This is a genomic window from Amycolatopsis sp. NPDC051372 (assembly GCF_040682095.1).
Lineage (GTDB): Bacteria > Actinomycetota > Actinomycetes > Mycobacteriales > Pseudonocardiaceae > Amycolatopsis.
Genome location: NZ_JBFBAF010000041.1, coordinates 26,267 through 49,235, shown reverse-complemented (window position 1 = coordinate 49,235; position 22,969 = coordinate 26,267). Strand labels below are relative to the sequence as shown.

Sequence of the window (22,969 nt, the reverse complement as noted above, 5' to 3'; positions counted from 1 at the left end):
ACCGGATCAGCACCGCTTCCTGACGGCTTCCTGACAATTCGCCGCGATAGTGGCCTCCGGACCCACCGGCTCAGTCCACTTCGGACGCGCCGGGTGATGGAAGCGGAGAAGCGATGATGGAGGCCGTCAGTGGCCGGTAAGTCCCGGCGGCGCGCGATCGCCGTCTCAGCCTCGGCCGCCGTTGTGGTGCTGCTCGGCGTCGGCGCGTACGTGGCCATCGACCACGGCCGCGACACGGCGGAAGCCGCGGCTCCCCCGCCCGCCGTGACCACCGTCGCCGTGGCCGAGACCGACCTGTCGAACACGCGGACGTTCACCGGCACCCTCGGTTTCGGCACGCCCGAGCCGCTCAAGGGCGCGGGCGCCGGCGTGGTCACGCGGCTGCCGGACGTCGGCACCGTGGCCCAGCGCGGGAAGCCGCTGTACTCCGTGAACGGCGTGGGAGTGCCGGTGTTCTTCGGTGACACGCCGCTGTTCCGCAAGCTCGACAACCCCGGCCTGACCGGCCCGGACGTCGCCACGGTGGCCGAGAACCTCGCCCGCCTCGGCTACTCCGTCGGCACGCGCGCGAAGGATCCGCAGAAGGCGAAGTTCACGTTCGCCGACGCGCTGAAGAAGTGGGAGAAGAAGGCCGGCCTGCCGGACACGGGCACGCTCGATGTCGGCCAGGTCGTGGTGCTGCCCGGCGAGGCGCGCGTGAACAGCGTGACGGCCCAGCTCGGCGACCCCGCCGCGGGCCCGCTGCTCACCACGACGCCGACGGCGAAGGTCGTGATCGCGCCCGTGGACGCGGCGGAGGTCGGCTCGGTGAAGACCGGCATGGACGTGACGATGGTGCGCCCGGACGGCAAGGAGATCCCGGCGAAGGTCACGTCGGTGAGCACCGCCGTGACCGGCGGCGATCCGTCTGGCGGCGACCCGGCGCAGGGGCTGCCGAAGATCAACGTGACCGTGGTGCCCGCGAACGCCTCCGACGTCGGTGACCTCGACTCGGCGTCGGTGCAGGTCAAGGTGGCCACCGAGACCCACGCCGGCGTGCTGGCCGTGCCGCTCGGCGCGCTGGTCGCGTTGCGCGAAGGCGGCTACGCCGTGCAGCTGCAGGGCGGGAAGCTCGTGCCGGTGAAGACGGGCATGTTCGCCCGCGACCAGGTGGAGATCAGCGGCCCGGGCATCACCGAGGGCCTGCGGGTGGTGACGACCAGGTGACGCCGGTGCTGGCCCTGCGCGTGGTGAGCAAGCACTACGCCGGGGGTGTGAAGGCGCTCGACGACGTGTCGCTAGCCGTCGCCGAGGGTGAGCTGCTGGCGATCGTGGGACCGTCCGGTTCGGGCAAGTCGACGCTGCTGAACATCGTCGGCACGCTCGACCTGCCGACCTCCGGCACCGTCGAGCTCGGCGGCCAGGATGTGACGCAGCTGAGCGACCGGCGGCTGTCCGCGCTGCGCGGCCGATGGCTCGGGTTCGTGTTCCAGCAGTTCCACCTCACCGACGGCCTCAGCGCGGCGGAGAACGTGGCCACCGGCCTGCTCTACGCCGGGGTGCCGCGCAAGCAACGTCGTTCGCTCGCTCTGGAGGCCTTGGGCCGGGTCGGGCTCGCGCACCGCGTAGGCCACCGGCCGCACGAGCTTTCCGGTGGTGAACGCCAGCGGGTCGCGATCGCGCGGGCCGTGGTCAACGACCCCGCGCTCGTGCTCGCCGACGAGCCGACGGGCGCGCTCGACACCGCCAACGGCCGCGCCGTGCTGGAGCTGCTCCACGGCCTCAACGCCGAGGGAACGACCATCGCGATCATCACGCACGACCGCGACATCGCGGCGAGCCTGCCGCGGCGCATCGAGTTCCGCGACGGCCGGATCGTGCAGGACCTCGTGGTGAGTGCCGCGTGAGCACAGCACTCGACACGCGCCCGGTGCGCCTGGGCCTGCGCGACGTCCTGCGTCTCGGCCTGCTCGGCATCAGCACCCGGCGGCTGCGCGCGGCGCTGTCGGCGCTCGGGATTTCACTCGGCATCGCGACGATGATCGTGGTCACGGGCATTCCCGCCTCCAGCCAGGCCGCGCTGCTGGACAAGCTGACAGCGCTGGGCACGAACATGCTGCGCGCCGAACCGCAGCCGAACCAGACGCCGCCGGTGCTGCTGCCGGAGTCGTCCGTCGGCAGCGTCGCGCGGATCGGCCCGGTCACCACGGCGGCGGCCGTCGCGAACACGCACCAGACCGTGCGGCGCTCCGATCTGACCGACCCGCTGGACGGCTCGGGTCTCGCCGTGCTGGCGAGCAGCCCGGACCTGCTGTCCGCGCTCAACGGCACCGTGCAGAGCGGCAAGTTCCTCGACGCGGCAACGCAGAACCTGCCCGCGGTCGTGCTCGGGTACGTCGCGGCGTCGCGGCTCGGCATTCCCGCGGTGACGCCCGGGCGGCCCGCGCCGATCGTGATGATCGGCAAGCAGTGGTACACCGTGACGGGCGTGCTGGCGCCGATGCCGCTCGCGCCGGACATCGAGCGCGCGGTGCTCGTCGGCTGGGGTTCGGCGAAGCAGTTCCTCGGCTTCGACGGCCACCCGACGGTGATCTACGTGAAGGCGCGCGAAGACGCGATTCCCGACGTACGCGCGGTGCTGCCCGCGACGCTGTACCCGCAGCTGCCGGGGTTGGTTTCGGTGAGCCGGCCGTCGGACGCGCTGGCGGCCAAGCAGGCGAGCCAGACGACGTTCTCCGCGCTGTTCCTCGGGCTGGCGGGGGTCGCGCTGCTGGTCGGTGGGGTCGGCGTGGCCAACACGATGTTCATCTCGGTGCTGGAACGCCGTCGCGAGATCGGCCTGCGGCGCGCGCTGGGGGCGACTAGGGGGCAGATCCGCGGGCAGTTCCTCACTGAGGCGGTGGCCCTTTCCGGTCTCGGCGGGTTGGCGGGGACGGTGCTGGGGATCGTGGTGACGCTGCTTTACACGACGTACCAAGGGTGGCCGCCCGTGATCCCGCCACTGTCCGTGGCCGGTGGCGTGGCGGGCGCACTGGTGGTGGGTGCGCTGGCGGGGATCCATCCGTCGATCCGCGCATCTCGGCTCACCCCGACGCAGGCGCTGGCAACGACATGAGGGAGCTTCAAATGTCCAAAGTGGTCTGGCTCGCGGGGCTGGCGCTGGTTCTCGCGGCGTGTTCGTCGCCCGCGCCTTCCAGCCCTCAGGTCGCTTCGCTGGGCACGCCGTCGGTGACCGCGTCGTCCTCGGCGCCTGCCTCGACCGACGCCGACGGCGGCCGCCGCCGCCACCGCGTCGACGAATCGCCGGAAGACTCCCAGCGGCTCATCGAACCGTGGCGCACCTGCATGAAGGACCACGACGCGGACGTCGACCAGCAGCCCCACAGCATCGCGGGCGCCGAACAGTGGTCCAAGGACCACCAGGCCGCCGGCGACGCGTGCCGGTCCAAGCTGCCCCTGCTGCCGTGGGGCGAGGACCCGGCGAACCCGGCGTACAAGGACAACCTGCACCGCTGGGTCGAATGCATGACGTCGCAGGGCATGCACGTCGCCGAAGACCCGGATGACGACGAGTCTCCGTGGCACTACACGAGCAACAGCCAGCCGCCGAACTCGGACAAGATCGAGCAGGGGTGCGAAGTCCAGGTGATGGGACCGAGCGACAAGTAGCCGGCCGCGCCGATGTGGCGTTCGGTGCGTTCAGTGCACCGAATGCCACATCGGGGTACTCGGGGAAGGGCCAGACGCGACCGGAATCAGCCGGGCCGAGGCGGTCCCGCAGCGCCGGCAACAGCGGCCCGGCACGAAGCAGTGTCCTATCGGACGGTATCAGTGCCGGCAAACAGCAGGACTCGCCGTCCGGGGCGGTCACCAAGCCGCAACCGAGCTCAGCCGCCGCCCGGCCAAGGTGCGCCGGCCTCGACCCGCACGTCGAGGCCGGCTGCATAACCAGCGGCCGCGTCAGGCCTTGGCGAGGTCGCGCAGCGCCGGCAGCAGCGCCCGCAACGCGCGGCCCCGGTGGGAGGCCGCGTCCTTTTCGGACGGTTCCAGTTCCGCCGACGAACGGGACTCGCCGTCCGGGACGAAGATGGGGTCGTAGCCGAAGCCGTTAGTGCCGCGGCGTTCGCGCAGCAGGGTGCCGCGCCATTCGCCGCGGACGATGGTTTCCTCGCCGGACGGGAGGACGAGGGCGGCGGCGCAGACGAAGGCCGCACCGCGGCGGTCGCCGGGGGTGTCGGTGAGCTGGGCGAGCACCAGGTCGAGGTTGGCGTCGTCGTCGCCGTGGCGGCCGGACCAGCGGGCGGAGAGGATGCCGGGCATGCCGTTCAGCGCGTCGACCGCCAGGCCGGAGTCGTCGGCGACGGCGGGCAAACCCGTGGCCGCGACGGCGTCGCGGGCCTTCGCGACGGCGTTGCCCTCGAAGTCCGGCGCGGTTTCCGGGGCCTCGGGGAACTCGTCGACGTCGGCGAGGCCCAGCACCTCGATGCCGGAGATGCCCTCGGCCTCGAGGATGCGCCGCAGCTCGCCGAGCTTCTTCTGGTTGCGCGTGGCCAGCAGCAGCTTCGTCACTTGGCGCCCTTCTTCTTGTCCGGGCGCGGCTGCGGCAGCTCGCCCGGGTACGGCAGCGCCAGCGCTTCGTTCTGCAGCTGCGTGAGCGTCGCGCAGCCGGCGAGCGCCAGGTCGAGCATGGTGTCCAAAGTGGACCGTGCGAAGGTGGCGCCCTCGCCCGTGCCCTGCACCTCGATGAGCGTGCCGGCGTCGGTGGCGACGACGTTCATGTCGACCTCCGCGCGCGAGTCCTCCTCGTACGGCAGGTCCAAGCGCACGCGCCCGTCGACCACGCCGACACTCACCGCGGCGACCGAGGACGACAGCGGCTGCGGGTCGTTGAGCCGGTTGGCCGCGCCGAGCCACGTGATGGCGTCGCGCAGGGCGACGTAGCCGCCGGTGACCGCGGCGGTGCGGGTGCCGCCGTCGGCCTGGATCACGTCGCAGTCGATCACGATCGTGTTCTCGCCCAGCGCCGCGAGGTCGATGCACGCGCGCAGCGACCGGCCGATCAGCCGGGAGATCTCGTGGGTGCGGCCGCCGATGCGGCCCTTCACGGCTTCGCGGTCGCCGCGGGTGTTGGTGGCCGACGGGAGCATCGCGTACTCCGCCGTGACCCAGCCGAGCCCGGAGCCCGCCCGCCAGCGCGGCACGCCTTCAGTGACGCTGGCCGCGCACAGCACGCGCGTGTTGCCGAACTCGATGAGCACCGAACCGGCAGGCCACTTCTGGAACCCGCGGGTGATCTTGATGTCGCGGAGCTGGTCGTCGTTCCTGCCATCTTTCCTCGTCACGCCTGAGAAGATACTGCGTGGCCTGCCACTCCGTTGAGGGCGGTGGAGGGGAGGAAGGCGGAGTTCAGAGCTTGCGCCCGACAGCCCGCCGGTCAGATGTCGTAGACGGCGCCCTGCGTCACGAGCTCGCTGTCCGGGAACACCGCCGTCGCCTCCGCGAGCACCGCGCGGCTGTCGGTCCACGGCGCGACGTGGGTGAGCAGCAACCGCCCGACGCCGGCGTCCTTCGCCAGCTCACCGGCCTGTTTTCCGGACAGGTGCACGCCGTCGGGCCGGTCGGCCGCGTCCGTCCAGGAAGCCTCGGACAGCAGTACGTCCACGCCGTCGGCCAGCTCGCCCAGCGCGGCGCACGGGCCGGTGTCGCCGGTGTAGGCGAGGAGGGCGCCGCCATAGGAGATCCGCAGGCCGAACGCCGGCGTCGGGTGCTGCACCACGGCTGCCGTCACGTCGAACGGCCCGATCCGCACGGTTTCCTCACGCAGCGTGTGGAAGGCGTAGACGTCGGACAGGTCCACGGCGGCGCGCTCGTCGGCGTCGGCGGCGTACGCGTGGGCCAGCCGCGCAGGCGCGTCCGCCGGGGCGTAGAGCGGCAGCTGCCGCGGCCGGGCCGGGTACGGCGGCGCCGGGTGGTAGCGGCGCAGCACCGTGAGGGAGTTGACGTCGGCGCAGTGGTCCGAGTGCAGGTGCGACAGGAGGAGCGCGTCGAGGTCGAACGGATCGAGCACTGTCTGCAGCTGCGCGAACGCGCCGTTGCCGAGCTCGAGGCCCAGGCGGAACCCCTCCGCTTCCAGCAGATACCCGGACGCGGCGGCGTTCGGGCCGGGGACGCTGCCCGAGCAGCCGAGGATCGTCAGTCGCACAGGGTTCAGCCTAGGCGCTGGTCGGCGCGAGGACACCCGGCGCAAATCCCATGAACCGCGCCGCCAGCCGCGTGAACGGCTCCGGCGATCCCGTGGCCAGGAACTCGTGCTGCGGCGGCCTGTCGCGATCGGCCAGCAGGTCGAGCTCGGTGAGCACGCGGTAGAGGTCCTTGGCCGTCTCGTCCGCGCTGGACACGAGCGTGACGTCCTGGCCCATCACGATCTGGAGCACGCCGGAAAGCAGCGGGTAGTGCGTGCAGCCGAGCACGAGGGTGTCGACCTCGGCTTCGAGCAGCGGCTGCAGATAACCCTGCGCGAGGCCCAGGATCTGGCGCCCGCACGTGATACCGCGCTCCACGAAGTCGACGAACCGGTGGCAAGCGACGCTCGTGAGCTGCACGTCGGGCGCCGCGGCGAAAGCGTCGTCGTACGCCCGTGAGCGAACGGTCCCCTCGGTCCCGATCACCCCCACCCGGCCACTGTGCGTGACCGACGCGGCGCGGCGAGCGGCGGGCAGGACGACCTCGATGACGGGGACGTCGTAGCGTTCGCGGGCGTCGCGCAGGCAGGCGGCCGAGGCCGTGTTGCACGCGATGACCAGGGCTTTCACACCACCTTCGACGAGGTCGTCGAGGGCTTCGAGGGCGTACTGGCGGGCCGTCGCGATGGGGAGGGGGCCGTACGGGTTGCGTGCCGTGTCGCCGACGTAGCGCAGCTGCTCGGCCGGCAGCAGCTCGAGGATCGACCGGGCGACGGTGAGACCGCCGACGCCGGAATCGAAAACCCCGATGGGCGCGTCGGCGGTCGGGGTGCTCACACCTCGAGGCTACCGGCCGCCTTCTTCTTGGGACGGTCGCCCCGCGCCGTCAGCCAGGCCGCGAGAACACCGGCGAGCGCACCGAACAGGTGGCCCTGCCAGGAGATGCCGGGGTTGCCCGGCAGCAGGCCCCACAGCATCCCGCTCCACACGCCCAGCAGCACGATCGCCACCACGATCTGCCCGAACGCCCGGTTGAAGATGCCGCGGACCAGCAAGAACGCCAGCCACCCGAACGCCAGCCCGGACGCGCCGACCGTGTAGGCGTTCGACGGCCCGACCAGCCAGACCCCCAGGCCCGACACGATCCAGATGATCGCCGTGACCACCGCCCAGCGCCCGATCCCCGCTGCCATCGCCAGGAACGACAGCACGAGCACCGGCACGGTGTTCGAGAAAAGGTGCCCCCACCCGGCGTGCAGCAGCGGCGCCCACAGGATCCCGTCGAGCCCCGACAGCTGCCTCGACACGATGCCCCCGTGGTCGAGGTTCGCGGGCAGGATCACGTCCAGCAGCTCCACCAGGTAGAGCACGAGCGTGAACCCCACCGCGACGATCGCCGCCGCCTTGGGGTTGGGCGGCAGGATGCGCTTCGCCACGTCGGTGGCCTTCGCCTTGTCCGCCGGCTGGTCCCCGAACGGCATGGGCTGCGGTGGGAGTGTGCTCACGGGTTCCAGGCTACGTCCGTCCGGTCCGGGTGGCCTCGGGTGAATTCCCTGATGTTCGAGTTCAGGGCCGTGCTCGCGGCCGCCGCGAAGGTGCCGGGGCCGGCTCGCCAAACCACTACGCCACGCGCATACACGGCCGGGCGGCCTCGACCCGGCGGCATCCGGCCTGCCCTGGCCGGCAAGCGTTGCGGCACGGTGGCCCACCTACCGGCCCCAGCCGCGCCGCACGCAGACACGGCCGCCACGGCCGGTCCGGGCAGGGTGGCCCATCGTCCGACCCCGGGCCGACGCCTCCACCCGAACCGGGCGCGACCTAGGTGATCGTCCCGTTGGCCCGCGCCCGCCACAGAACCGTCCGGGCTTCGCGGGTGTCCAGCCGCTCCAGCCCCCGAAGCGCCCAGGAGCGCAAAGCTTCGTCGTGGCTGTCGAGCTGCGCGGCGAAGACGGGCAGCGCCTCGGGCGCCGCCGCCTCGCCGAGCAGCTCCAGCAGCCAGCGGCGCAAGCCGATGTCCTGGGTTGCCCGCTCGAACTCCGCGATCAGCTCCTTGACGTGGTCCTCGACCTCGGCGAGCAGGAGCTGAAAACCCTCTTCCTGCGTGTGCGGGTCGTGGCGCCGCATCATCCGCAGGGCGGTCTCGAAGGTGTCGGGCACGGCTTCGAGGCTAACGCCGAGATTCGAAGGGGCTCTCGCCCGCGTTCAGTTCGGAGAAGATCTTGATCATGTTTTCCGTGGCGGACTCCTCGGACTGCCCGGCCATCGCCTCCTCGAACTCGGCGCTGGTGACCGCGATTTCGGTGCTGCGCGGGAACATCGTCGCCTCGTACGCGGCGAGCGCGGTCTCGACGTCGGCCGGGTGGGCGGCAAGGGCCTGGGCGAGCTCCGCGGCGTCGAGCATGGCTAGGTTGGCGCCTTCGCCGTTGGGCGGCATGAGGTGGGCCGCGTCGCCGACGAGGGTGACACCCGGGACGCGGGCCCAGCGGTGCTCGAGCGGCAGGACGTAGTGCGGGCGCAGTACCGGCGGGGTGTCGCCGTCGGTGATCAGCGCGGTGATTTCCGGGGCCCAGCCGGCGAATTCCTCGGCGACACGGGCAGCGGACACCGCGGGATCGGTGAAGTCGATCGCCTCGAACCAGTCCAGCGAACGCGTCAGCGACACGTACGTGTGAAGCGTGTCCCCGCTTTCGCGGTGGGCCATGATCCCCTTGTCCGACCCCATCGCGCCCAGCGAGCCGCCGCCGACGACCGCGGCGGTGGCGGGGTGGCGGGTGTCGGCCTCGAACAGGTAGGTCTCGACCATTGCCGTGCCCGCATACGTCGGGACGGCGGACGAAAGCAGCGGGCGGACGCGGGACCACGCGCCGTCCGCACCGACCAGCAGGTCGGCGAGCACGACACTGCCGTCGGCGAACGTCACCTCGTGGCGGCCGTCCGCGAGCGTGCGGGCCGAGGTGACCTTGTGACCCCAGCGCACGGTGCCGGCGGGAAGTGAGTCAAGCAGCAGCTGCCGCAGCTCCCCGCGTTGCACTTCAGGGCGGCCTCCGGTGCCGTCGTCGGCCTTGTCGAGCAGCACGGTCCCGTGCTTGTCGAGGATCCGCATCTGCTGACGGCCATCGAGAATGAGGCCGGTGAACTCGTCCGTCAGGCCGCAAGCCGCGACGGCGATCTGGCCGTTGTAGTCGTGGATGTCGAGCATCCCGCCCTGCGCCCGCGCACCCGCGGACGCCTCGGCTTCGTAGACGGTCGCGGGAATGCCGTGGACGTGCAGGGCGCGGGCGAGGGTGAGGCCGCCGAGGCCGGCGCCGATGATCGTGACGGTGTTCATGGTGGCTCCTTCGAGTTCGACAGCGGCGCGGAAAGCCGCTCGAACCCAAGGCTGCCGTGATCCACTGGCACGGCGCGCACACCGCGCTGCCACCCACCTGGCACGCCCTGCCAGCACGCTGCCAGAAGCTCAGGCCGGAGCCGGCGGCAGCTCCCGAAGCCCCAACGCCCAGTCCACCGCGGCCTCCGCGTGCAGCCGTGTGGTCGGGAAGACCGGAACCGAGCTGTCGGACTGGTCGACCAGCAGCTCGATCTCCGTGCAGCCGTAGATCACGCCCCGCGCGCCGCCCTCGACCAGCCGCGCGATCACCTCGCGATAAGCCGCCCGCGAAGACGGCCGGACAACACCGTGCACCAGCTCGTCGTAGATCACCCGGTGCACCAGCTCCTGGTCCACTTCGGACGGAACCAGCACCGAGAGTCCGTGCGCCGCAAGGCGTTCACGGTAGAACGGCTGGCTCATCGTGAACGCCGTCCCCAGCAGGCCCACTGAGGAAATCCCGGCGAACAACACCGCCGCGGCCGTCGTGTCCCCCAGGTGCAGGAACGGCACCCGCAGCCGCAAGGCCGAAGCAACCTTGTGCATCGTGTTGGTGCACAACACGATCACGTCCGCGCCGGCCGCTTCCAAGGCCGAAGCGGCGGCGGCCAGCAACTCCCCCGCCGCCGCCCAGTCACCCGAAGCCTGCAGCGCTTCGATCTCCGCGAAGTCCACGGAGTACAGCACCACCCGCGCGGAGTGGAACCCGCCCAGCGCCGACCGCACGCGCTCGTTCACCAGGCGGTAGTACTCCGCCGAAGACTCCCAGCTCATGCCGCCCAGGAGCCCGATCGTCTTCACGCCCAGAGCTGCCCGTCCAGCCGCGCGGCGGCTTCGTCGAGCGAACCCGCGTACGCGCCCGTGGACAGGTACTTCCAGCCGGCGTCCGCCACGACGAAGGCGACGTCCGCGGCCTCCCCGCGAGCGGCGGCCTTCTCGGCGACGGCCAACGCCGCGTGCAGGACCGCACCCGTGGAAATACCCGCGAAGATGCCCTCGTTCTCCAGCAGCTCACGCGTCCGCCGAAGCGCGTCGTACGCGCCGACGGAGTAGCGCCCGTTCAGCACGCTGGGGTCGTACAGCTCCGGCACGAACCCCTCGTCGAGGTTGCGCAGGCCGTACACGAGCTCGCCGTAACGGGGCTCGGCCGCGATGATCTGCACGCCGGGCTTCGCCTCGTGCAGGTACCGCCCGACACCCACCAAGGTGCCCGTGGTGCCGAGGCCGCCGACGAAGTGGGTGATCGTCGGCAGGTCCTTCAGCAGCTCAGGGCCCGTCCCGCGGTAGTGCGCGTCGGCGTTCGCCGGGTTGCCGTACTGGTAGAGCATCACCCAGTCGGGGTTCTGCTCGGCCAGGTCCTTGGCCCGCCGCACGGCTTCGTTCGAGCCGCCCGCCGCCGGCGAGAACACGATCCGCGCGCCGTAGGCCTGCAGCAGCTGCTTGCGCTCGGTGGAGGTGTTCTCCGGCATCACGCACACCAGGCCGTAGCCCTTGAGCTTCGCGGCCATGGCGAGCGAGATACCGGTGTTGCCCGAGGTCGGCTCGAGGATCGTCGAGCCACGCCGCAGGCGGCCCTCACGCTCGGCGGCCTCGATCATGGCCAGCGCCGGCCGGTCCTTGATCGAACCGGTCGGGTTGCGGTCCTCGAGTTTCGCCCACAACCGCACGTCGTGGGTGGGCGAAAGCCGGGGCAGCCCCACGAGCGGCGTGCCGCCGAGCGCGTCGAGGAGGGACTCGTAGCGGGCCATGGGTTTAGCGCGCGCCGCCGGCCACGGCGGGCAGGATGGTCAGCGTGTCGCCGTCCTTCACCTCGGCCGCGAGGCCGCCGGCGAAGCGCACGTCCTCGTCGTTGACGTAGACGTTGATGAAGCGGTGCAGCTTCTCCTCCTTGACCAGGCGCGCCTTCAGCCCGGAGTGGCGCGACTCGACGTCGTCGATCACCTCGAGGACGGTCTTGCCCGCCGCCTCGACGGACTTCTCGCCGCCGGTGTGCGTGCGCAGGATGGTCGGGATGGAGACGGTCACGGCCATGGTTTTCTACCTCCGAAGTGGGTTCTGTGAAGCTGACGCGCGGGACGCAGCCCTTATTCCGGCAGCTCAGTCGACGATCTCGACCGGCTCCTCGGTGATCTCGGCGTCCACGATCCGGTACGAGCGGAACTCGTGCGAATCGGGGTCTTTCGTGGAGACGAGCACGTAGTGCGCGTCGGGTTCGGCGGCGATGTTCGCGTCGGTGCGCGACGGGTAGGCCTCCGTCGCGGTGTGCGAGTGGTAGATCACCACGGGCACCTCGTCGTTGGCGTCCATCTCGCGGTAGAGCTTGAGCAGGTCACCCGAGTCGAACTCGTAGAACGTCGGTGACCGCGCCGCGTTCAGCATCGGGATGAACCGTTCGGGGCTGTCGGAGCCCACGGGACCGGCGATCACCCCACACGCCTCGTCGGGGTGGTCATGGCGGGCGTGGGCGACGATCTCGTCGACGAATTCACGGCGGATCCGGAGCACATTCGACATCTTAGGTGGTGGACCCACCCTGTCCAGACTGTGAGACCTTCCGCTCACGCACCTGGTCGGGGACAATTTCAGGCGTGCCTGTACCGACGAAGGTCCGCGACCGTTGCCTGCCGTTCCTGCCCGACGGCGACCGGATCCAGTACGTGTTCCCCGGCAACTCGCTCTACCTCAACGGGATGGCGGCGCTCTACGGCTTCCTGGTGGTGGTCACCGACCGCCGCGTGGTCGTGCTCGCCTGCGGCCGCTTCAGGCGGCTGCGGCCGAAGGCGGTGTGGGAGGTGCTGCCGCGCTCCACCGAGCTGGGGCCGGTTGAGGAGCACCCCTCGCTGGGTCCGACGGTCTCGTTCGCGGACCTCGTGCTGGAGATCGACGAGGCCGACATCGTCGCGATCCGGGCCGCCGACCTCGAACGCGACGGCGTGTGGGCCCCGCGGGACCCGCTGCCGGACCTCTAACCCTCGAACGCCTCGGGCCACACGTCCCGGTACGCCGCAACCCCACCGGCCGCGGTGGCCGTGAGCAGCCCGTGGACCATCGCGCGGGCGAACACCCGCGCGGCGGCCGAGCACAACGCGTCGAGCGCCGCCGCGCGCTGCCCGTCGGCGAACGTGCCGACGCCGGCGGGCAACTCGCGAGCCCCCGTGGCCAGTGCGAAGACCGTGTCGCCGTCGAACATCGTGTGGGCCGGGCGCACGGCGCGGGCCAGGCCGTCCTGCGCCGCCACCGCGAGCCGGCGCGCCTCGGCTTTCGACAGCGCCGCGTCGCACGCGACCACGCCGATCGTGGTGTTCAGGTCGGTCCGCGCCGGTGGCACCTCGCCCGGCCGCGAAGGCCAGCGGACGTCGAACTCGCCCGCGACCTCGTGGTCCGCGGCGAACGCGCGCCCGGTCGCGAAGTCCACGGCCTCGCCGCCGGCGTTCACGGCCGCCAGCGCCCCGACGGTCACGCCGTCGACCACCTCACTCGCCGAGCCGATGCCGCCCTTGAGCGACCCGACCACGGCCCCGGTGCCGGCGCCGACCGTGCCCGAGGCGAACGTCTTCGAGGCCGCTTCGCAAGCGGCGTAACCGAAAGCCGCGTCCGGCCGGTTGCCCCAGTCGCTGCGGGGAAGATCGAACAGCACCGCGCCGGGCACGATGGGCACGACCTCGTGCGGCTGGAGCCCGACGGGGAAGCCCAGGTTCCGCTCCGAAAGCCAGCGCATCACGCCGTCGGCCGCGGCCAGCCCGTACGCGCTGCCGCCCGACAGGCACACGGCGTTCACGCGCTGCACCAGGTTCTCCGGCTCCAGCAGGTTGGTCTCGCGCGTGCCGGGCGCGCCACCACGCTGGTCGACCGCGCCCGTCGCGCCGTCCGGTACGAGGACCACGGTGGTGCCGGTGGCCCAGCCGTCGCCGAGGCGGTGGTGGTGCCCGACGAGGACACCGGGAACGTCGGTGATCACGCGGTCAGCGCCTGGATCAGCGTCTCCTGCACCCAGGTCAGCCAGTGGTACACGCCAAGGTGCGGGGCGCGCGGGTCGTCGTCGGGCAGCTCGTCGGGCATGTCCTCGGTGACGTCGAGCGCCGTGCCCAGCGCGAGGCGCACGTCGTTGAGCGCGCCCAGCCACGCGTCGGCCTGCTCGACGTCCAAGTGCACGTCGCCGCCGTCGCGCGGCAGCGTGTCGAGCACGACCTTCGCCACGCCGACCTTCGTCTCCAGCAGCTCGGGCTCGTGCAGCGAACGCATGGCCGCCGCGGAGTCGAGGTCCTCGCGCGAGGGGTTGTCGGGGTCGAGCTTGTGAAAATCGGGCAGCAGCCGCGAGAGCACCGGGTCGTCGGGCGACTCCGACGGGCCGGTGCGGATGCCGGTGAGCTCGGAAAGCTCGTCCTGCGGCGCCTCGTCCCCTCGCGCGCGCAGCATGTCCTCGAGCTGGCTGACCAGGCCGCGCAGCACGGCGGCCTCCTGCTGCTCGAACCCCGCGAGGATCACGTCGCCCTTGCGGCGCCACGCCTTCACGAGGGCTGCTCCATCGTCGCCCACAGCCCGGCGGCGTGCAGCTTCGCCACGTCCGTCTCCACCTTCTCCTTGGACCCCGACGACACGATCGCCTTGCCCTTGTGGTGCACGTCGAGCATCAGTTTCGTGGCGTGGTCCCGGCTGTAGCCGAACAGCTTCTGGAACACGTACGTCACGTACGACATCAGGTTGACCGGATCGTTCCACACGACGGTCCGCCAGGGCTTGTCCTCCTCGGCGACCTCTGCCCCGAGTGGATCAACCTGCGTCTGTTCGGATGCGACAGGCGTGGACATGCACCCCATGGTGTCACGGGGGTCACGGGGTACGCCGCGCCAGGTCCGGCCATGTGGGTGAATAGGCTGGCCCCATGGGTGCACCCGAGCCGGTCACCAGCGCCAGCACGGCGCTGCTCACCGACCACTACGAGCTGACCATGCTGGGCAGCGCGCTGGCCGACGGGACCGCGGAGCGGCCCTGCGTGTTCGAGGTCTTCGCGCGCCGGCTGCCCGACGGGCGGCGCTACGGCGTCGTCGCCGGAACCGCGCGCGTCCTCGACGCGATCGCCGACTTCCGGTTCACCGACGCCGAACTGACCGTCCTGGAGCAGACGGCGGTGGTCGACGACGCGACGCTGTCGTGGCTGGCCGGCTACGAGTTCTCCGGCGACATCGAGGGCTACTCCGAGGGTGAGCTGTACTTCCCGGGCTCGCCGATCCTCACCGTGAGCGGCACGTTCGCCGAGGCCGTGGTGCTGGAGACGCTGGCGCTGTCGATCCTCAACCACGACAGCGCCATCGCCTCCGCGGCCGCCCGCATGGCCGGCGCCGCGCACGGGCGTCCGATCATCGAGATGGGCGGGCGCCGCACCCACGAGTACGCCGCCGTCGCCGCCGCGCGCGCCGCATACATCGCGGGCTTCGCGACCACGTCGAACCTCGAGGCCGGGCGCCGCTACGGCATTCCCACGCGCGGCACCGTCGCCCACGCCTTCATGCTGCTGCACGACAGCGAGGAGCAGGCCTTCCGCGCCCAGGTGGACAAGATGGGCCCGGACACGACCCTGCTCGTGGACACCTACGACATCACCGCCGGCATCGAGACCGCCGTCCACGTGGCCGGGTCCGAGCTCGGCGCGATCCGGATCGACTCGGGGGACGTCGGCCCACTCGCGCGCAAGGCCCGTGACCAGCTCGACTCCCTGGGTGCGCGGGACACCCGCATCGTGGTGTCCGGCGACCTCGACGAGCACGCCATCGCGGCGCTGCGCGCGGAGCCGGTGGACGCGTACGGCGTGGGCACCTCCGTGGTCACCGGCTCGGGCGCGCCGACCGCCGGCATGGTCTACAAGCTTGTGGAGGTCGACGGCCGGCCCGTCGCGAAACGCAGCGCGCACAAGGAATCCCGCGGTGGGCGCAAGCACTCGCTGCGGCGGCACCGCTCCACCGGCACGGCCGTGGAAGAGGTCGTGTGGACGGAGGCCTCGGGCCGCCCGAAGCCCGAGGAACACGATCTTGACCTGCAGATCCCCCTGGTGCGCGGCGGCCGCGCGGTGGATGATCTGCCCACGCTGGACGACGCGCGCGCCCGGTTGCGGCGCGCACAGATCAGCCTGCCGTGGGAAGGGCTCAAGCTCTCGCACGGCGAGCCCGCGATACCGACGACGTTTCTGTAGAGGGAGCCGAGAAATGGGAACCGCGCTGATCGTGGTGGACGTGCAAAACGACTTCTGTGAGGGCGGCTCGCTGGGCTTGCCCGGCGGCGCGGCCGCCGCCGAGGCCATCTCGCGCAAAGCCGCCGAAGGGGGCTATGACCACGTGGTCGCCACCCGCGACCACCACATCGACCCGGGTGACCACTTCAGCGACACGCCGAACTTCTCCACGAGCTGGCCGCGCCACTGCGTCGCGGGCACCGCGGGCGCGTCGTTCCACCCGTCGCTCGACGTCGTGCCGATCACGGCCGTGTTCTCGAAGGGCGAGTACACCGCGGCGTACTCCGGCTTCGAGGGCAAGTCCGGCGACGGCCGGTCGCTCGAGGAGTGGCTGCGCGCCAACGACGTGACCGACGTCGAGGTCGTCGGCATCGCCACGGACTTCTGCGTGCGCGCCACGGCGCTGGACGCCGCGCAGGCCGGGTTCGGTGTGAAGGTGCTGCTGGACCTCACCGTCGGCGGTTCGCAGCCGACCGTGGACGCGACGCTGGCCGACTTCGACAAGGCCGGTGTCACCTACTCCGGCACCGCGGTGGTGCCTGCCGCGTCCTGAGTGGACGCTCAGCGCGCTCAGGCCGGCGGCTGCGGCGCGCCGCCCTTGCCGAACGGGTTGCAGGCAGCGGTGCCGAGGTAGATGTCACCGCTGGCCGGGCCGCCCTGCGGGAACAGCTGGATGTGCACGGCGTGCGTCACGAGGCTGCCGTCGGCGGGCTGCGGGGTCACGGTCTCGTTGATCGTGACCGCCGCCAGCGCCGTGCCCGCCTCGCCGCCGGGGATCAGCACGCGATAGTTCGCGGGGATCGACGACGGCACGGTGAACCCGCCGACTTCGCCGATCGAGACCGTGCCACTGCTGCCGTTCTTGGTGGTCGAGCAGCCCGCGGAGTAGGTGCGGACGGTGATCGCCGGGCCGCCGAAGCGCTTGAGCACGTCGGCCTCGAACCGCTGACCGCCCGTCGCCACGGTGACCACGGCGCCGTGGCGGCCGCAGGTGGTGGCGCCGAGGCCGAACACCGCGACGTCGCCGGTGTCGCCACCCGTGGTGCGCGCGGTGGTGGGACCGTCGGCGTCGCAGCGGGCGAGGTCGCCGGTGACCACGTGCTGGTTGTCGACCAGCACGTCGACGCTGCCCGACGAGCCCCAGCCGGTGGAGGTGGGGCCGTCGGCGAGCGCCGGGGCCGGTAGTCCCGCCGCGGCCGCGCCCACCAGTGCCGTCGCCGTGACCAAGACCCGTCCGCGCATCACCCGTGCTCCCTTCGACCTGTGGTTGCATCCTCGGCAGCAGGGCACCCCCGCGAAACGTCACAACCCCTACACCACCCGGACGAGTGGTGTGGTGAGGAACGCAACTTGTGGGAGAAACCCGGGGTAACGAGCGTTAACCTCCTCGGACGTCCGTTTTCGATCGTGGGAGGTCTCCGTGTCGTCGCTGTCCCTCACCGGCCGCCGCCAGGTGCTGGCCGACCTCGTGCCCGGCGCCCTGGTGCGCGACCTGACGCTGGTCGCCGGCGGCGCCCTGCTCACCGGCGTGGCCGCGCAGCTGGTCATCCCCGTCCCGGGCAGCCCGGTGCCGATGACCGGCCAGACGTTCGCCGCGCTGCTCGTGGGCGCTTCGCTCGGCATGCGCCGCGGCGCCGCCTCGATGCTGCTGTACCTGCTCGTCGGCGCGGCCGGCGTGCCGTGGTTCCAGGGTGCGACGTCGGGGCTGTCCGGTGCTTCGGCCGGGTACGTCGTCGGGTTCGTGTTCGCCGGTGCGCTCGTGGGCGCGCTCGCCCGCCGCGGTGGTGACCGCACTCCGCTGCGCACGGTGGGGACCATGGTGCTCGGCAACGTCGTGATCTACGCGTTCGGCGTGCCGTGGCTGATGGCCGCCGCCGGCTTCGACTTCTCGACGGCGTTCGCCAAGGGCGTGGTGCCGTTCCTGATCGGCGACGCGCTGAAGATCGTGGTGGCGGCGGGTGTCCTGCCGCTCGCGTGGGCCGCGGTGGCGCGGCTGCACAAGGAAGACTGAGTGCGCGGCGCTCCGGCACGAACGGCCCGATCGCGGGCGGAGCGCCGAACCTGTCGGCCCCGGCGGCTATCGTGTATCGCTGTGCCCGCTCGAACTGATTTTCCCGGCGTCCTCGAACTCCTCACCCACGCTGTGGAGTCCGTGGGCGGAGCCGAGCGGCCGGGCCAGGTGAAGATGGCCGACGCCGTCGGCCACGCCATCCGCACCGGTGAACACCTCGCCGTGCAGGCGGGTACGGGAACCGGGAAGTCGCTGGCGTACCTGGTGCCCGCGATCCGCCACGCGGTGGAGAAGGAAGCCACCGTCGTGGTCTCCACGGCCACGATCGCGCTGCAACGTCAATTGGTCGACCGCGACCTGCCGCGCCTGGCGAAGGCGCTGAAGAAGCCGCTGGGGCGCGAACCGACCTTCGCGATCCTCAAGGGCCGCCGCAACTACCTGTGCCTGCACCGGCTCGACACGGGCGCGCCCGACGAGCCCGAAGACGCGCAGCTGTTCGACCCGTTCGCCGTTTCCCGGCTGGGCAAGGAGGTCACGCGGCTGCACGAGTGGTCTTCCGACACCGAGACCGGTGACCGCGACGAGCTCGTGCCGGGTGTCTCCGACCAGGCGTGGCGCCAGGTTTCCGTCACCGCCAGGGAATGTCTCGGCGCGGCGCGCTGCCCGATCGGCACCGACTGCTTCGCCGAGCGCGCGCGGGCCGAGGCCGGGCGCGCGGATGTGGTCGTGACCAACCACGCGCTGCTGGCCATCGACGCGCTGCAGGGCTACCAGGTGCTGCCCGACCACGACCTCGTGATCATCGACGAGGCCCACGACCTGGTCGACCGCGTCACGTCCGTCGCCACAGGCGAGCTGACCAGTGCCATGGTGTCCGCCGCCGCGCGCCGCTGCGGGCGGCTGATCGACGCCGACGTCGCCGACCGCCTGCTGGAAGCCAGCGACGGCCTCGCGTTGATCCTCGACGATCTCCCGGCCGGGCGGCTGGATTCGCTGCCGCAGGCGCTGACCGGCGCGATTCCCGCGGTGCGCGACGCGGCGAAGGGCTGCCTGACGGCGCTGGGTTCCGACCGCAAGGAAGACGTCGACGGGGCCACCGCGCGCAAGCTGGCGCGCTCGCTGCTCGAAGAGGTGCACGACACGGCCGCGCGCCTGCTCGACGCGTACGACGAGGATCTGGCCCACCAGCGCGACGTCGTGTGGCTCACGGGCGACCGCTACTCGGCGAACCCGAGGCCGCCGGCGTTGAAGGTGGCACCGCTGGGCGTCGCGGGGCTGCTGCGCGAGCGCGTGTTCAACCTCAACACCACCGTGCTCACCTCGGCGACGCTGACCCTGGGCGGCGAGTTCGACACCATGGCGCGGCAGTGGGGCCTGCCGCCGGGCGGCGCGCGTGTCACGAAGGCACCCGGTGCGGCCACGGACAAGGAAGCGCCGGCCGACGAGGACAAGGGACCGAAGTGGACGGGCCTCGACGTCGGGTCGCCCTTCGACCACCGGCGCAACGGGATCCTCTACCTCGCCAAGCACCTGCCGCCGCCGGGCCGCGACGGGCTGGCGGAGTCCACAATGGACGAACTCGCCGGATTGGTCGAGGCCGCGGGCGGGCGCACACTCGGGTTGTTCTCGTCGATGCGTGCGGCCAAGCAGGCGGCGGAGGCGATGCGCGAGCGGCTCGACTACCCGATCCTGTGCCAGGGCGACGACTCGATGCCCACGCTGGTGCGCCAGTTCACCGACGAGCCGCGCACGTGCTTGTTCGGCACGCTCACGCTGTGGCAGGGCGTCGACGTGCCGGGGCCGTCGCTGCAGCTGGTGGTGGTGGACCGGATCCCGTTCCCGCGCCCCGACGACCCGGTGCTGTCGGCACGCCAGCGGGCCGTGGAAGCCCGTGGTGGCAACGGGTTCCTCACGGTCGCGGCCACGCACGCGGCGCTGCTGCTCGCGCAGGGCACGGGCCGGCTGCACCGCTCGATGACCGACCGTGGCGTGGTCGCGGTGCTGGACTCGCGCCTGGCAACCGCGCGGTACGGCGGTTTCGTGCGCGCGTCGCTGCCACCCTTCTGGCCCACCACGGATCCCCAGGTCGCACGCGACGCGCTCAAGCGGCTCGACGCGGCGGCGCCCGCGTGACGGCGCGCACAACCCGGGCGGGTACGGTGAAGAGAACGAACACGACAGGGAGCACCGGTTGACCCAGGATTCGTCCAGCGCACGATCCCGGACCGTCAGTGTCGACGACACCGGGGTGCGGCGCCGTCTCGCCGATGGCAGCGAAGAGGCCGTCCAGTGGGCGGAGCTCTCGTCCGTGATGGTCAGAGTGATCCCGGACGGCCCGTGGAACGAGGACGTGTTCTTCATGCTCGTCGGCAACGACGGCAAGGGCACGGCCGTCCCCAGTGGAGACCCTGCGGCCGACGCCCTCATCGAGCGCCTCCAGTCGCTGCCCGGCTTCGACAACGAGAAGTTCATCGAGGCCATGACCACGGACGCCGACCAGGCGTACGTGGTCTGGCAGAGCTGACCTTTCCCGCACAGAGCAGAGCCGAGGCCCTCGCATGGGGCCTCGGCTCTCGCTGCGTCAGGCGGTCGGGAAGGACTCCGTGACGGGAATGGCCTTCTTGAGCGTCCGGCTCACGGTGCACAGGCGGTCGATCGCGCGGTCCACCGCGGTCGCGAGGGCTTCGCGCTGATCCGCGTCGAGGGAAGACACGTCGACGTCGAAGGTCACGTGCACGCCGTCGAGCTCCGAAGCACCTTCGCGGCGATCAGCCGTGACGCCGACGCTGAACTTCGAGTCCTCGCCGATGCGGCGCGTGATCAGGTTCTCCGCGGTCACGGCGGAGCAGCCCGCGGTCGCGATCTGCAGCAGCTCGGCCGGCGAGAACGAGCCTTCCGCGCCCTTGCGCCCGATCCGCACCTCCGCGCCGCGCTCGTTGCGTCCCACGAACTGGTGCTCGCCTTCGCGCTGCACTTCCAGGGTCATCGCCCGCTCCTCACGACATCGTCTACTGATCAAAACCGCAAGCGGCACACCGGTGTTCCGCGTGGAGACGCACCGCACTCACGCCGGGTACTGCGCCAGCACCGTGATCGTGCCGGGATCGACCTCGGTGAACCCCGCGTCCCGGACGGCGATCACGCGGTCCTCGCGCCAGCCGGCCTCGGGGTCGTCCACGGGGCACAGTTCCTTCCACCGTGCGGGCGACGCCGCCCGCACGGCCACGCGGTAGTCCTGCGCCGCCCATGCCGCCAGCTCGGCTTCCGACAGCAGGGAGGCCAGAATCATCGTCGCGTGCCCGACCTGCGCGGAGGCCTTGCCGACGGTCATCGGCACCTCCGGGTTGAGCAGCAGCAGCGGCACGCCCTCGGGTGCCGGACCCGGGGTGTCGGGCGGCAGCTCGCTACCGGAGATCTGCAGGCGCGACACCTCCTTCGGCGTCTCGCTGACCAGTCCGGGCACGAGCGCCCGTACCTCGGCGCCGTCGACCTCGACGGTGATGCCCGGCAGGTCCAGCACGGCCTGCCAGTGCGTGCCCCGGGCCCGCCGCGCGACCTTGCGGATGCGGTTGTCCAGCCACGCGTGCATTGGCTCGGCCCATTCGCCGCCGGGCCTGGAGCGTTCGTCGAGGCACACGGCCAGCGCCGCGGAGGCCGCCGCCTCCAGCAGGGGCGTGCGGCCGGGCGGCTCGGCGCGTTCGATGCGCAGGATGACCGGCATCGCGCGCACCTGGGCCGGGTCCTCGTCCGAGGTGTCGGACGTGTCCTGGGCGGGCAGCCCCAGCCAGTAGGCGTAGCGGCTGCCCAGCGGCTCCAGCACGTGGTTCACGGCCTGACCAGCTCCAGCCCGTCGGCGGCGTCGGCCGCCTCGACCTCGGCGCGCGTGACGCCCAGGACGAACAGCACCGCGTCCAGGTAGGGGTGCGAAAGCGCGGTGTCGGCGACCTCGCGCAGCGCGGGCTTCGCGTTGAACGCCACGCCCATGCCCGCGGCCGCGAGCATGTCGATGTCGTTGGCCCCGTCGCCGACGGCGACGCACTGGCCCAGCGGGATGCCGTACTCGTCGGCGAAGCGGCGAAGCGCCTTCGCCTTGCCCGCGCGGTCCACGACCTCGCCGACGACGCGGCCGGTGAGCTTGCCGTCGACGATCTCCAGCTCGTTGGCCGCCGCGAAGTCGAGGCCGAGTTCGTCCACGAGGTGGTCGATGACCTGCGTGAACCCACCCGAGACCACGCCGCAGCGGAAGCCCATGCGCTTGAGCGTGCGCACGGTCGTGCGTGCGCCCGGCGTGAGCTCGATCGAGGCCGCGACCTCGTCAAGCACCGTCGCGGGCAGCCCGGCCAGCAGCGAGACGCGCTGTTCGAGGGACTCGGTGAAGTTCAGCTCGCCGCGCATCGCGGCCTCGGTGATCTCGCGCACCTGCGGCTCGACGCCGGCGTGGGCGCCGAGCATCTCGATGACCTCGCCCTGCACCAGCGTGGAGTCGACGTCGAACACCACCAGCCGCTTCGCGCGCCGGCTGATGCCCGCGCGCTCCACCGCGACGTCGACAGCAGCGGTCGAGGCGGCGTCGGCCAGCACCGACCGCAGCTCGGCGTCGGCGGCGTCGGTGTCCTCGCGGACCGAGACGTAGAGCTCCAGCCCGGTCACCGGGTAGTCGGCGACGCTGCGGATCGAGTCGATGTTCGCGCCGAGCGCGGCCAGCCGGGCCGCGACCTCGGAGAACGACCGCGCCGTCACCGGCCGGCCCAGCATCACCAGCACGTGGGACGAGTCCTGCTTGCCGAGGGCGAACGGGTCGGCGCCGATCGCGTCGCCGATCTTCACCTCCACCTGCATGCCCACAGTCGCCATCGCCTGCTCCACGGACTCCTGCAGGCCCTCCGGGTCGCGGTAGACGCCGGCGAGAACCCCCAGCACGAGCTGTCCGCGGATCACGACCTGCTCGACGTCGAGCACATCGACGTCGTGGCGGGTGAGCACGGCGAACAACACGGAGGAGACACCGGGCTTGTCGGGACCGGTCGTGGTGATCAGGACGGGCGTCTGGGTCACTGGGCTTTATCCCTCGTTCGGCGCTGTGCGAGCACGCCCAGTCTGGCGCGGAAGGCCGGGCGCAAAAAGGCTGCGTGCCCGGCTTCACACAAGCCGGGCACGAACGAGGGACGCGACCGGGAGCGGGGGCGCACTCCGCCAACGCCGCC

The 22,969-nt window shown here is 71.7% G+C and carries 28 protein-coding genes; 10 read left to right on the top strand and 18 right to left on the bottom strand.

Annotated features, from left to right (window positions below; genetic code table 11):
* The first annotated feature begins 129 nt into the window (after window positions 1-129).
* Genes AB0M56_RS43000 through AB0M56_RS42985 form a run of 4 tightly spaced genes read left to right on the top strand, consistent with a single transcriptional unit; the run spans window position 130 to window position 3,648 of the window.
* Window positions 130-1,206, top strand: a complete 1,077-nt coding sequence (locus tag AB0M56_RS43000) for an HlyD family efflux transporter periplasmic adaptor subunit (RefSeq protein ID WP_364187177.1) — start codon at window positions 130-132, stop codon at window positions 1,204-1,206.
* A complete protein-coding gene (locus AB0M56_RS42995; protein ID WP_364187174.1) occupies window positions 1,203-1,886 on the top strand; it encodes an ABC transporter ATP-binding protein in 684 nt (227 codons plus the stop codon). The genes AB0M56_RS43000 and AB0M56_RS42995 overlap by 4 nt, the downstream gene beginning before the upstream one ends.
* Window positions 1,883-3,094 (top strand): ABC transporter permease, encoded by a 1,212-nt coding sequence (locus tag AB0M56_RS42990; protein ID WP_364187171.1) that lies wholly within the window; start codon window positions 1,883-1,885, stop codon window positions 3,092-3,094. Before AB0M56_RS42995 ends, AB0M56_RS42990 begins: the two co-directional genes overlap by 4 nt.
* Window positions 3,095-3,105: 11 nt before the next feature.
* Window positions 3,106-3,648 carry a hypothetical protein gene (locus AB0M56_RS42985; protein ID WP_364187168.1) on the top strand — a complete coding sequence of 181 codons (543 nt, stop codon included), beginning with the start codon at window positions 3,106-3,108 and terminating at the stop codon, window positions 3,646-3,648.
* Window positions 3,649-3,939: 291 nt separating this feature from the next.
* Here the strand turns inward: AB0M56_RS42985 and rdgB are convergent, their stop codons facing one another.
* From rdgB to AB0M56_RS42930, 11 genes are all read right to left on the bottom strand, one after another.
* Window positions 3,940-4,548 (bottom strand): RdgB/HAM1 family non-canonical purine NTP pyrophosphatase, encoded by a 609-nt coding sequence (gene rdgB / locus AB0M56_RS42980; protein ID WP_364187165.1) that lies wholly within the window; start codon window positions 4,546-4,548, stop codon window positions 3,940-3,942.
* A complete protein-coding gene (gene rph / locus AB0M56_RS42975; protein WP_285972903.1) occupies window positions 4,545-5,321 on the bottom strand; it encodes a ribonuclease PH in 777 nt (258 codons plus the stop codon). Before rph ends, rdgB begins: the two co-directional genes overlap by 4 nt.
* Before the next feature lie 92 nt (window positions 5,322-5,413).
* On the bottom strand, window positions 5,414-6,181 hold the full coding sequence (locus tag AB0M56_RS42970) for an MBL fold metallo-hydrolase (protein ID WP_364187162.1): 768 nt from the start codon (window positions 6,179-6,181) through the stop codon (window positions 5,414-5,416).
* 10 nt (window positions 6,182-6,191) lie between these two features.
* Entirely contained in the window at window positions 6,192-6,998 is an 807-nt protein-coding gene (gene murI / locus AB0M56_RS42965) for a glutamate racemase (RefSeq protein WP_364187159.1), read from the bottom strand.
* Window positions 6,995-7,642: a rhomboid family intramembrane serine protease gene (locus AB0M56_RS42960; protein ID WP_364187270.1), complete on the bottom strand. Its 648-nt coding sequence runs from the start codon at window positions 7,640-7,642 to the stop codon at window positions 6,995-6,997. The genes murI and AB0M56_RS42960 overlap by 4 nt, the downstream gene beginning before the upstream one ends.
* A 337-nt stretch (window positions 7,643-7,979) precedes the next feature.
* Entirely contained in the window at window positions 7,980-8,318 is a 339-nt protein-coding gene (locus AB0M56_RS42955) for a HEAT repeat domain-containing protein (RefSeq protein ID WP_364187156.1), read from the bottom strand.
* A 10-nt stretch (window positions 8,319-8,328) separates the two neighbouring features.
* Window positions 8,329-9,489 carry an NAD(P)/FAD-dependent oxidoreductase gene (locus AB0M56_RS42950; RefSeq protein WP_364187153.1) on the bottom strand — a complete coding sequence of 387 codons (1,161 nt, stop codon included), beginning with the start codon at window positions 9,487-9,489 and terminating at the stop codon, window positions 8,329-8,331.
* A gap of 129 nt (window positions 9,490-9,618) precedes the next feature.
* Window positions 9,619-10,329 carry an aspartate/glutamate racemase family protein gene (locus tag AB0M56_RS42945; RefSeq protein WP_364187151.1) on the bottom strand — a complete coding sequence of 237 codons (711 nt, stop codon included), beginning with the start codon at window positions 10,327-10,329 and terminating at the stop codon, window positions 9,619-9,621.
* The gene (locus AB0M56_RS42940; protein WP_364187149.1) at window positions 10,326-11,276 is read right to left on the bottom strand and encodes a cysteine synthase; all 951 of its coding nucleotides are present in this window, start codon (window positions 11,274-11,276) and stop codon (window positions 10,326-10,328) included. The genes AB0M56_RS42945 and AB0M56_RS42940 overlap by 4 nt, the downstream gene beginning before the upstream one ends.
* 4 nt (window positions 11,277-11,280) lie before the next feature.
* Window positions 11,281-11,559 carry a MoaD/ThiS family protein gene (locus tag AB0M56_RS42935; protein ID WP_220243760.1) on the bottom strand — a complete coding sequence of 93 codons (279 nt, stop codon included), beginning with the start codon at window positions 11,557-11,559 and terminating at the stop codon, window positions 11,281-11,283.
* Between the two features lie 66 nt (window positions 11,560-11,625).
* A complete protein-coding gene (locus tag AB0M56_RS42930; RefSeq protein ID WP_364187146.1) occupies window positions 11,626-12,042 on the bottom strand; it encodes a M67 family metallopeptidase in 417 nt (138 codons plus the stop codon).
* Window positions 12,043-12,116: 74 nt separating this feature from the next.
* On the opposite strand from AB0M56_RS42930, the gene AB0M56_RS42925 reads away from it, so the two are divergent.
* Window positions 12,117-12,497, top strand: coding sequence for a hypothetical protein (locus AB0M56_RS42925; RefSeq protein WP_364187143.1), 381 nt, complete (start codon window positions 12,117-12,119; stop codon window positions 12,495-12,497).
* Here the strand turns inward: AB0M56_RS42925 and AB0M56_RS42920 are convergent.
* The 3 genes from AB0M56_RS42920 to clpS are packed head-to-tail and all read right to left on the bottom strand — an operon-like array spanning window position 12,494 to window position 14,336.
* The gene (locus tag AB0M56_RS42920) at window positions 12,494-13,486 is read right to left on the bottom strand and encodes a P1 family peptidase (protein WP_364187141.1); all 993 of its coding nucleotides are present in this window, start codon (window positions 13,484-13,486) and stop codon (window positions 12,494-12,496) included. The two genes, AB0M56_RS42925 and AB0M56_RS42920, sit on opposite strands and share 4 nt — an antisense overlap.
* Window positions 13,483-14,040, bottom strand: a complete 558-nt coding sequence (locus AB0M56_RS42915; protein ID WP_364187139.1) for a DUF2017 domain-containing protein — start codon at window positions 14,038-14,040, stop codon at window positions 13,483-13,485. The genes AB0M56_RS42920 and AB0M56_RS42915 overlap by 4 nt, the downstream gene beginning before the upstream one ends.
* Entirely contained in the window at window positions 14,037-14,336 is a 300-nt protein-coding gene (gene clpS / locus AB0M56_RS42910) for an ATP-dependent Clp protease adapter ClpS (RefSeq protein WP_220243765.1), read from the bottom strand. Before clpS ends, AB0M56_RS42915 begins: the two co-directional genes overlap by 4 nt.
* A gap of 74 nt (window positions 14,337-14,410) precedes the next feature.
* Here clpS and AB0M56_RS42905 point away from each other — a divergent pair, with 74 nt between their 5' ends.
* Window positions 14,411-15,715 carry a nicotinate phosphoribosyltransferase gene (locus AB0M56_RS42905; protein WP_364187136.1) on the top strand — a complete coding sequence of 435 codons (1,305 nt, stop codon included), beginning with the start codon at window positions 14,411-14,413 and terminating at the stop codon, window positions 15,713-15,715.
* 13 nt (window positions 15,716-15,728) lie between these two features.
* On the top strand, window positions 15,729-16,307 hold the full coding sequence (locus AB0M56_RS42900; protein ID WP_364187134.1) for an isochorismatase family protein: 579 nt from the start codon (window positions 15,729-15,731) through the stop codon (window positions 16,305-16,307).
* A gap of 17 nt (window positions 16,308-16,324) precedes the next feature.
* Here AB0M56_RS42900 and AB0M56_RS42895 read toward each other — a convergent pair whose 3' ends face one another.
* Entirely contained in the window at window positions 16,325-16,996 is a 672-nt protein-coding gene (locus AB0M56_RS42895; RefSeq protein WP_364187131.1) for a hypothetical protein, read from the bottom strand.
* A gap of 178 nt (window positions 16,997-17,174) precedes the next feature.
* Between AB0M56_RS42895 and AB0M56_RS42890 the strand changes: the two genes are divergently transcribed.
* The 3 genes from AB0M56_RS42890 to AB0M56_RS42880 all read left to right on the top strand — a co-directional run bounded on the left by AB0M56_RS42890 (window position 17,175) and on the right by AB0M56_RS42880 (window position 20,289).
* Window positions 17,175-17,765: a biotin transporter BioY gene (locus AB0M56_RS42890; RefSeq protein ID WP_220243769.1), complete on the top strand. Its 591-nt coding sequence runs from the start codon at window positions 17,175-17,177 to the stop codon at window positions 17,763-17,765.
* Between the two features lie 81 nt (window positions 17,766-17,846).
* The gene (locus AB0M56_RS42885; RefSeq protein WP_364187129.1) at window positions 17,847-19,898 is read left to right on the top strand and encodes an ATP-dependent DNA helicase; all 2,052 of its coding nucleotides are present in this window, start codon (window positions 17,847-17,849) and stop codon (window positions 19,896-19,898) included.
* 58 nt (window positions 19,899-19,956) lie between these two features.
* Entirely contained in the window at window positions 19,957-20,289 is a 333-nt protein-coding gene (locus AB0M56_RS42880; protein ID WP_354885329.1) for a hypothetical protein, read from the top strand.
* A gap of 57 nt (window positions 20,290-20,346) precedes the next feature.
* Here the strand turns inward: AB0M56_RS42880 and AB0M56_RS42875 are convergent, their stop codons facing one another.
* The 3 genes from AB0M56_RS42875 to serB form a co-directional block, all read right to left on the bottom strand.
* Window positions 20,347-20,751, bottom strand: coding sequence for an OsmC family protein (locus AB0M56_RS42875; protein WP_364187126.1), 405 nt, complete (start codon window positions 20,749-20,751; stop codon window positions 20,347-20,349).
* Window positions 20,752-20,829: 78 nt separating this feature from the next.
* Window positions 20,830-21,594, bottom strand: a complete 765-nt coding sequence (locus AB0M56_RS42870) for a peptidyl-tRNA hydrolase (RefSeq protein ID WP_364187123.1) — start codon at window positions 21,592-21,594, stop codon at window positions 20,830-20,832.
* Window positions 21,591-22,820 carry a phosphoserine phosphatase SerB gene (gene serB, locus AB0M56_RS42865; RefSeq protein ID WP_364187120.1) on the bottom strand — a complete coding sequence of 410 codons (1,230 nt, stop codon included), beginning with the start codon at window positions 22,818-22,820 and terminating at the stop codon, window positions 21,591-21,593. The genes AB0M56_RS42870 and serB overlap by 4 nt, the downstream gene beginning before the upstream one ends.
* Between the last annotated feature and the right edge of the window lie 149 nt (window positions 22,821-22,969).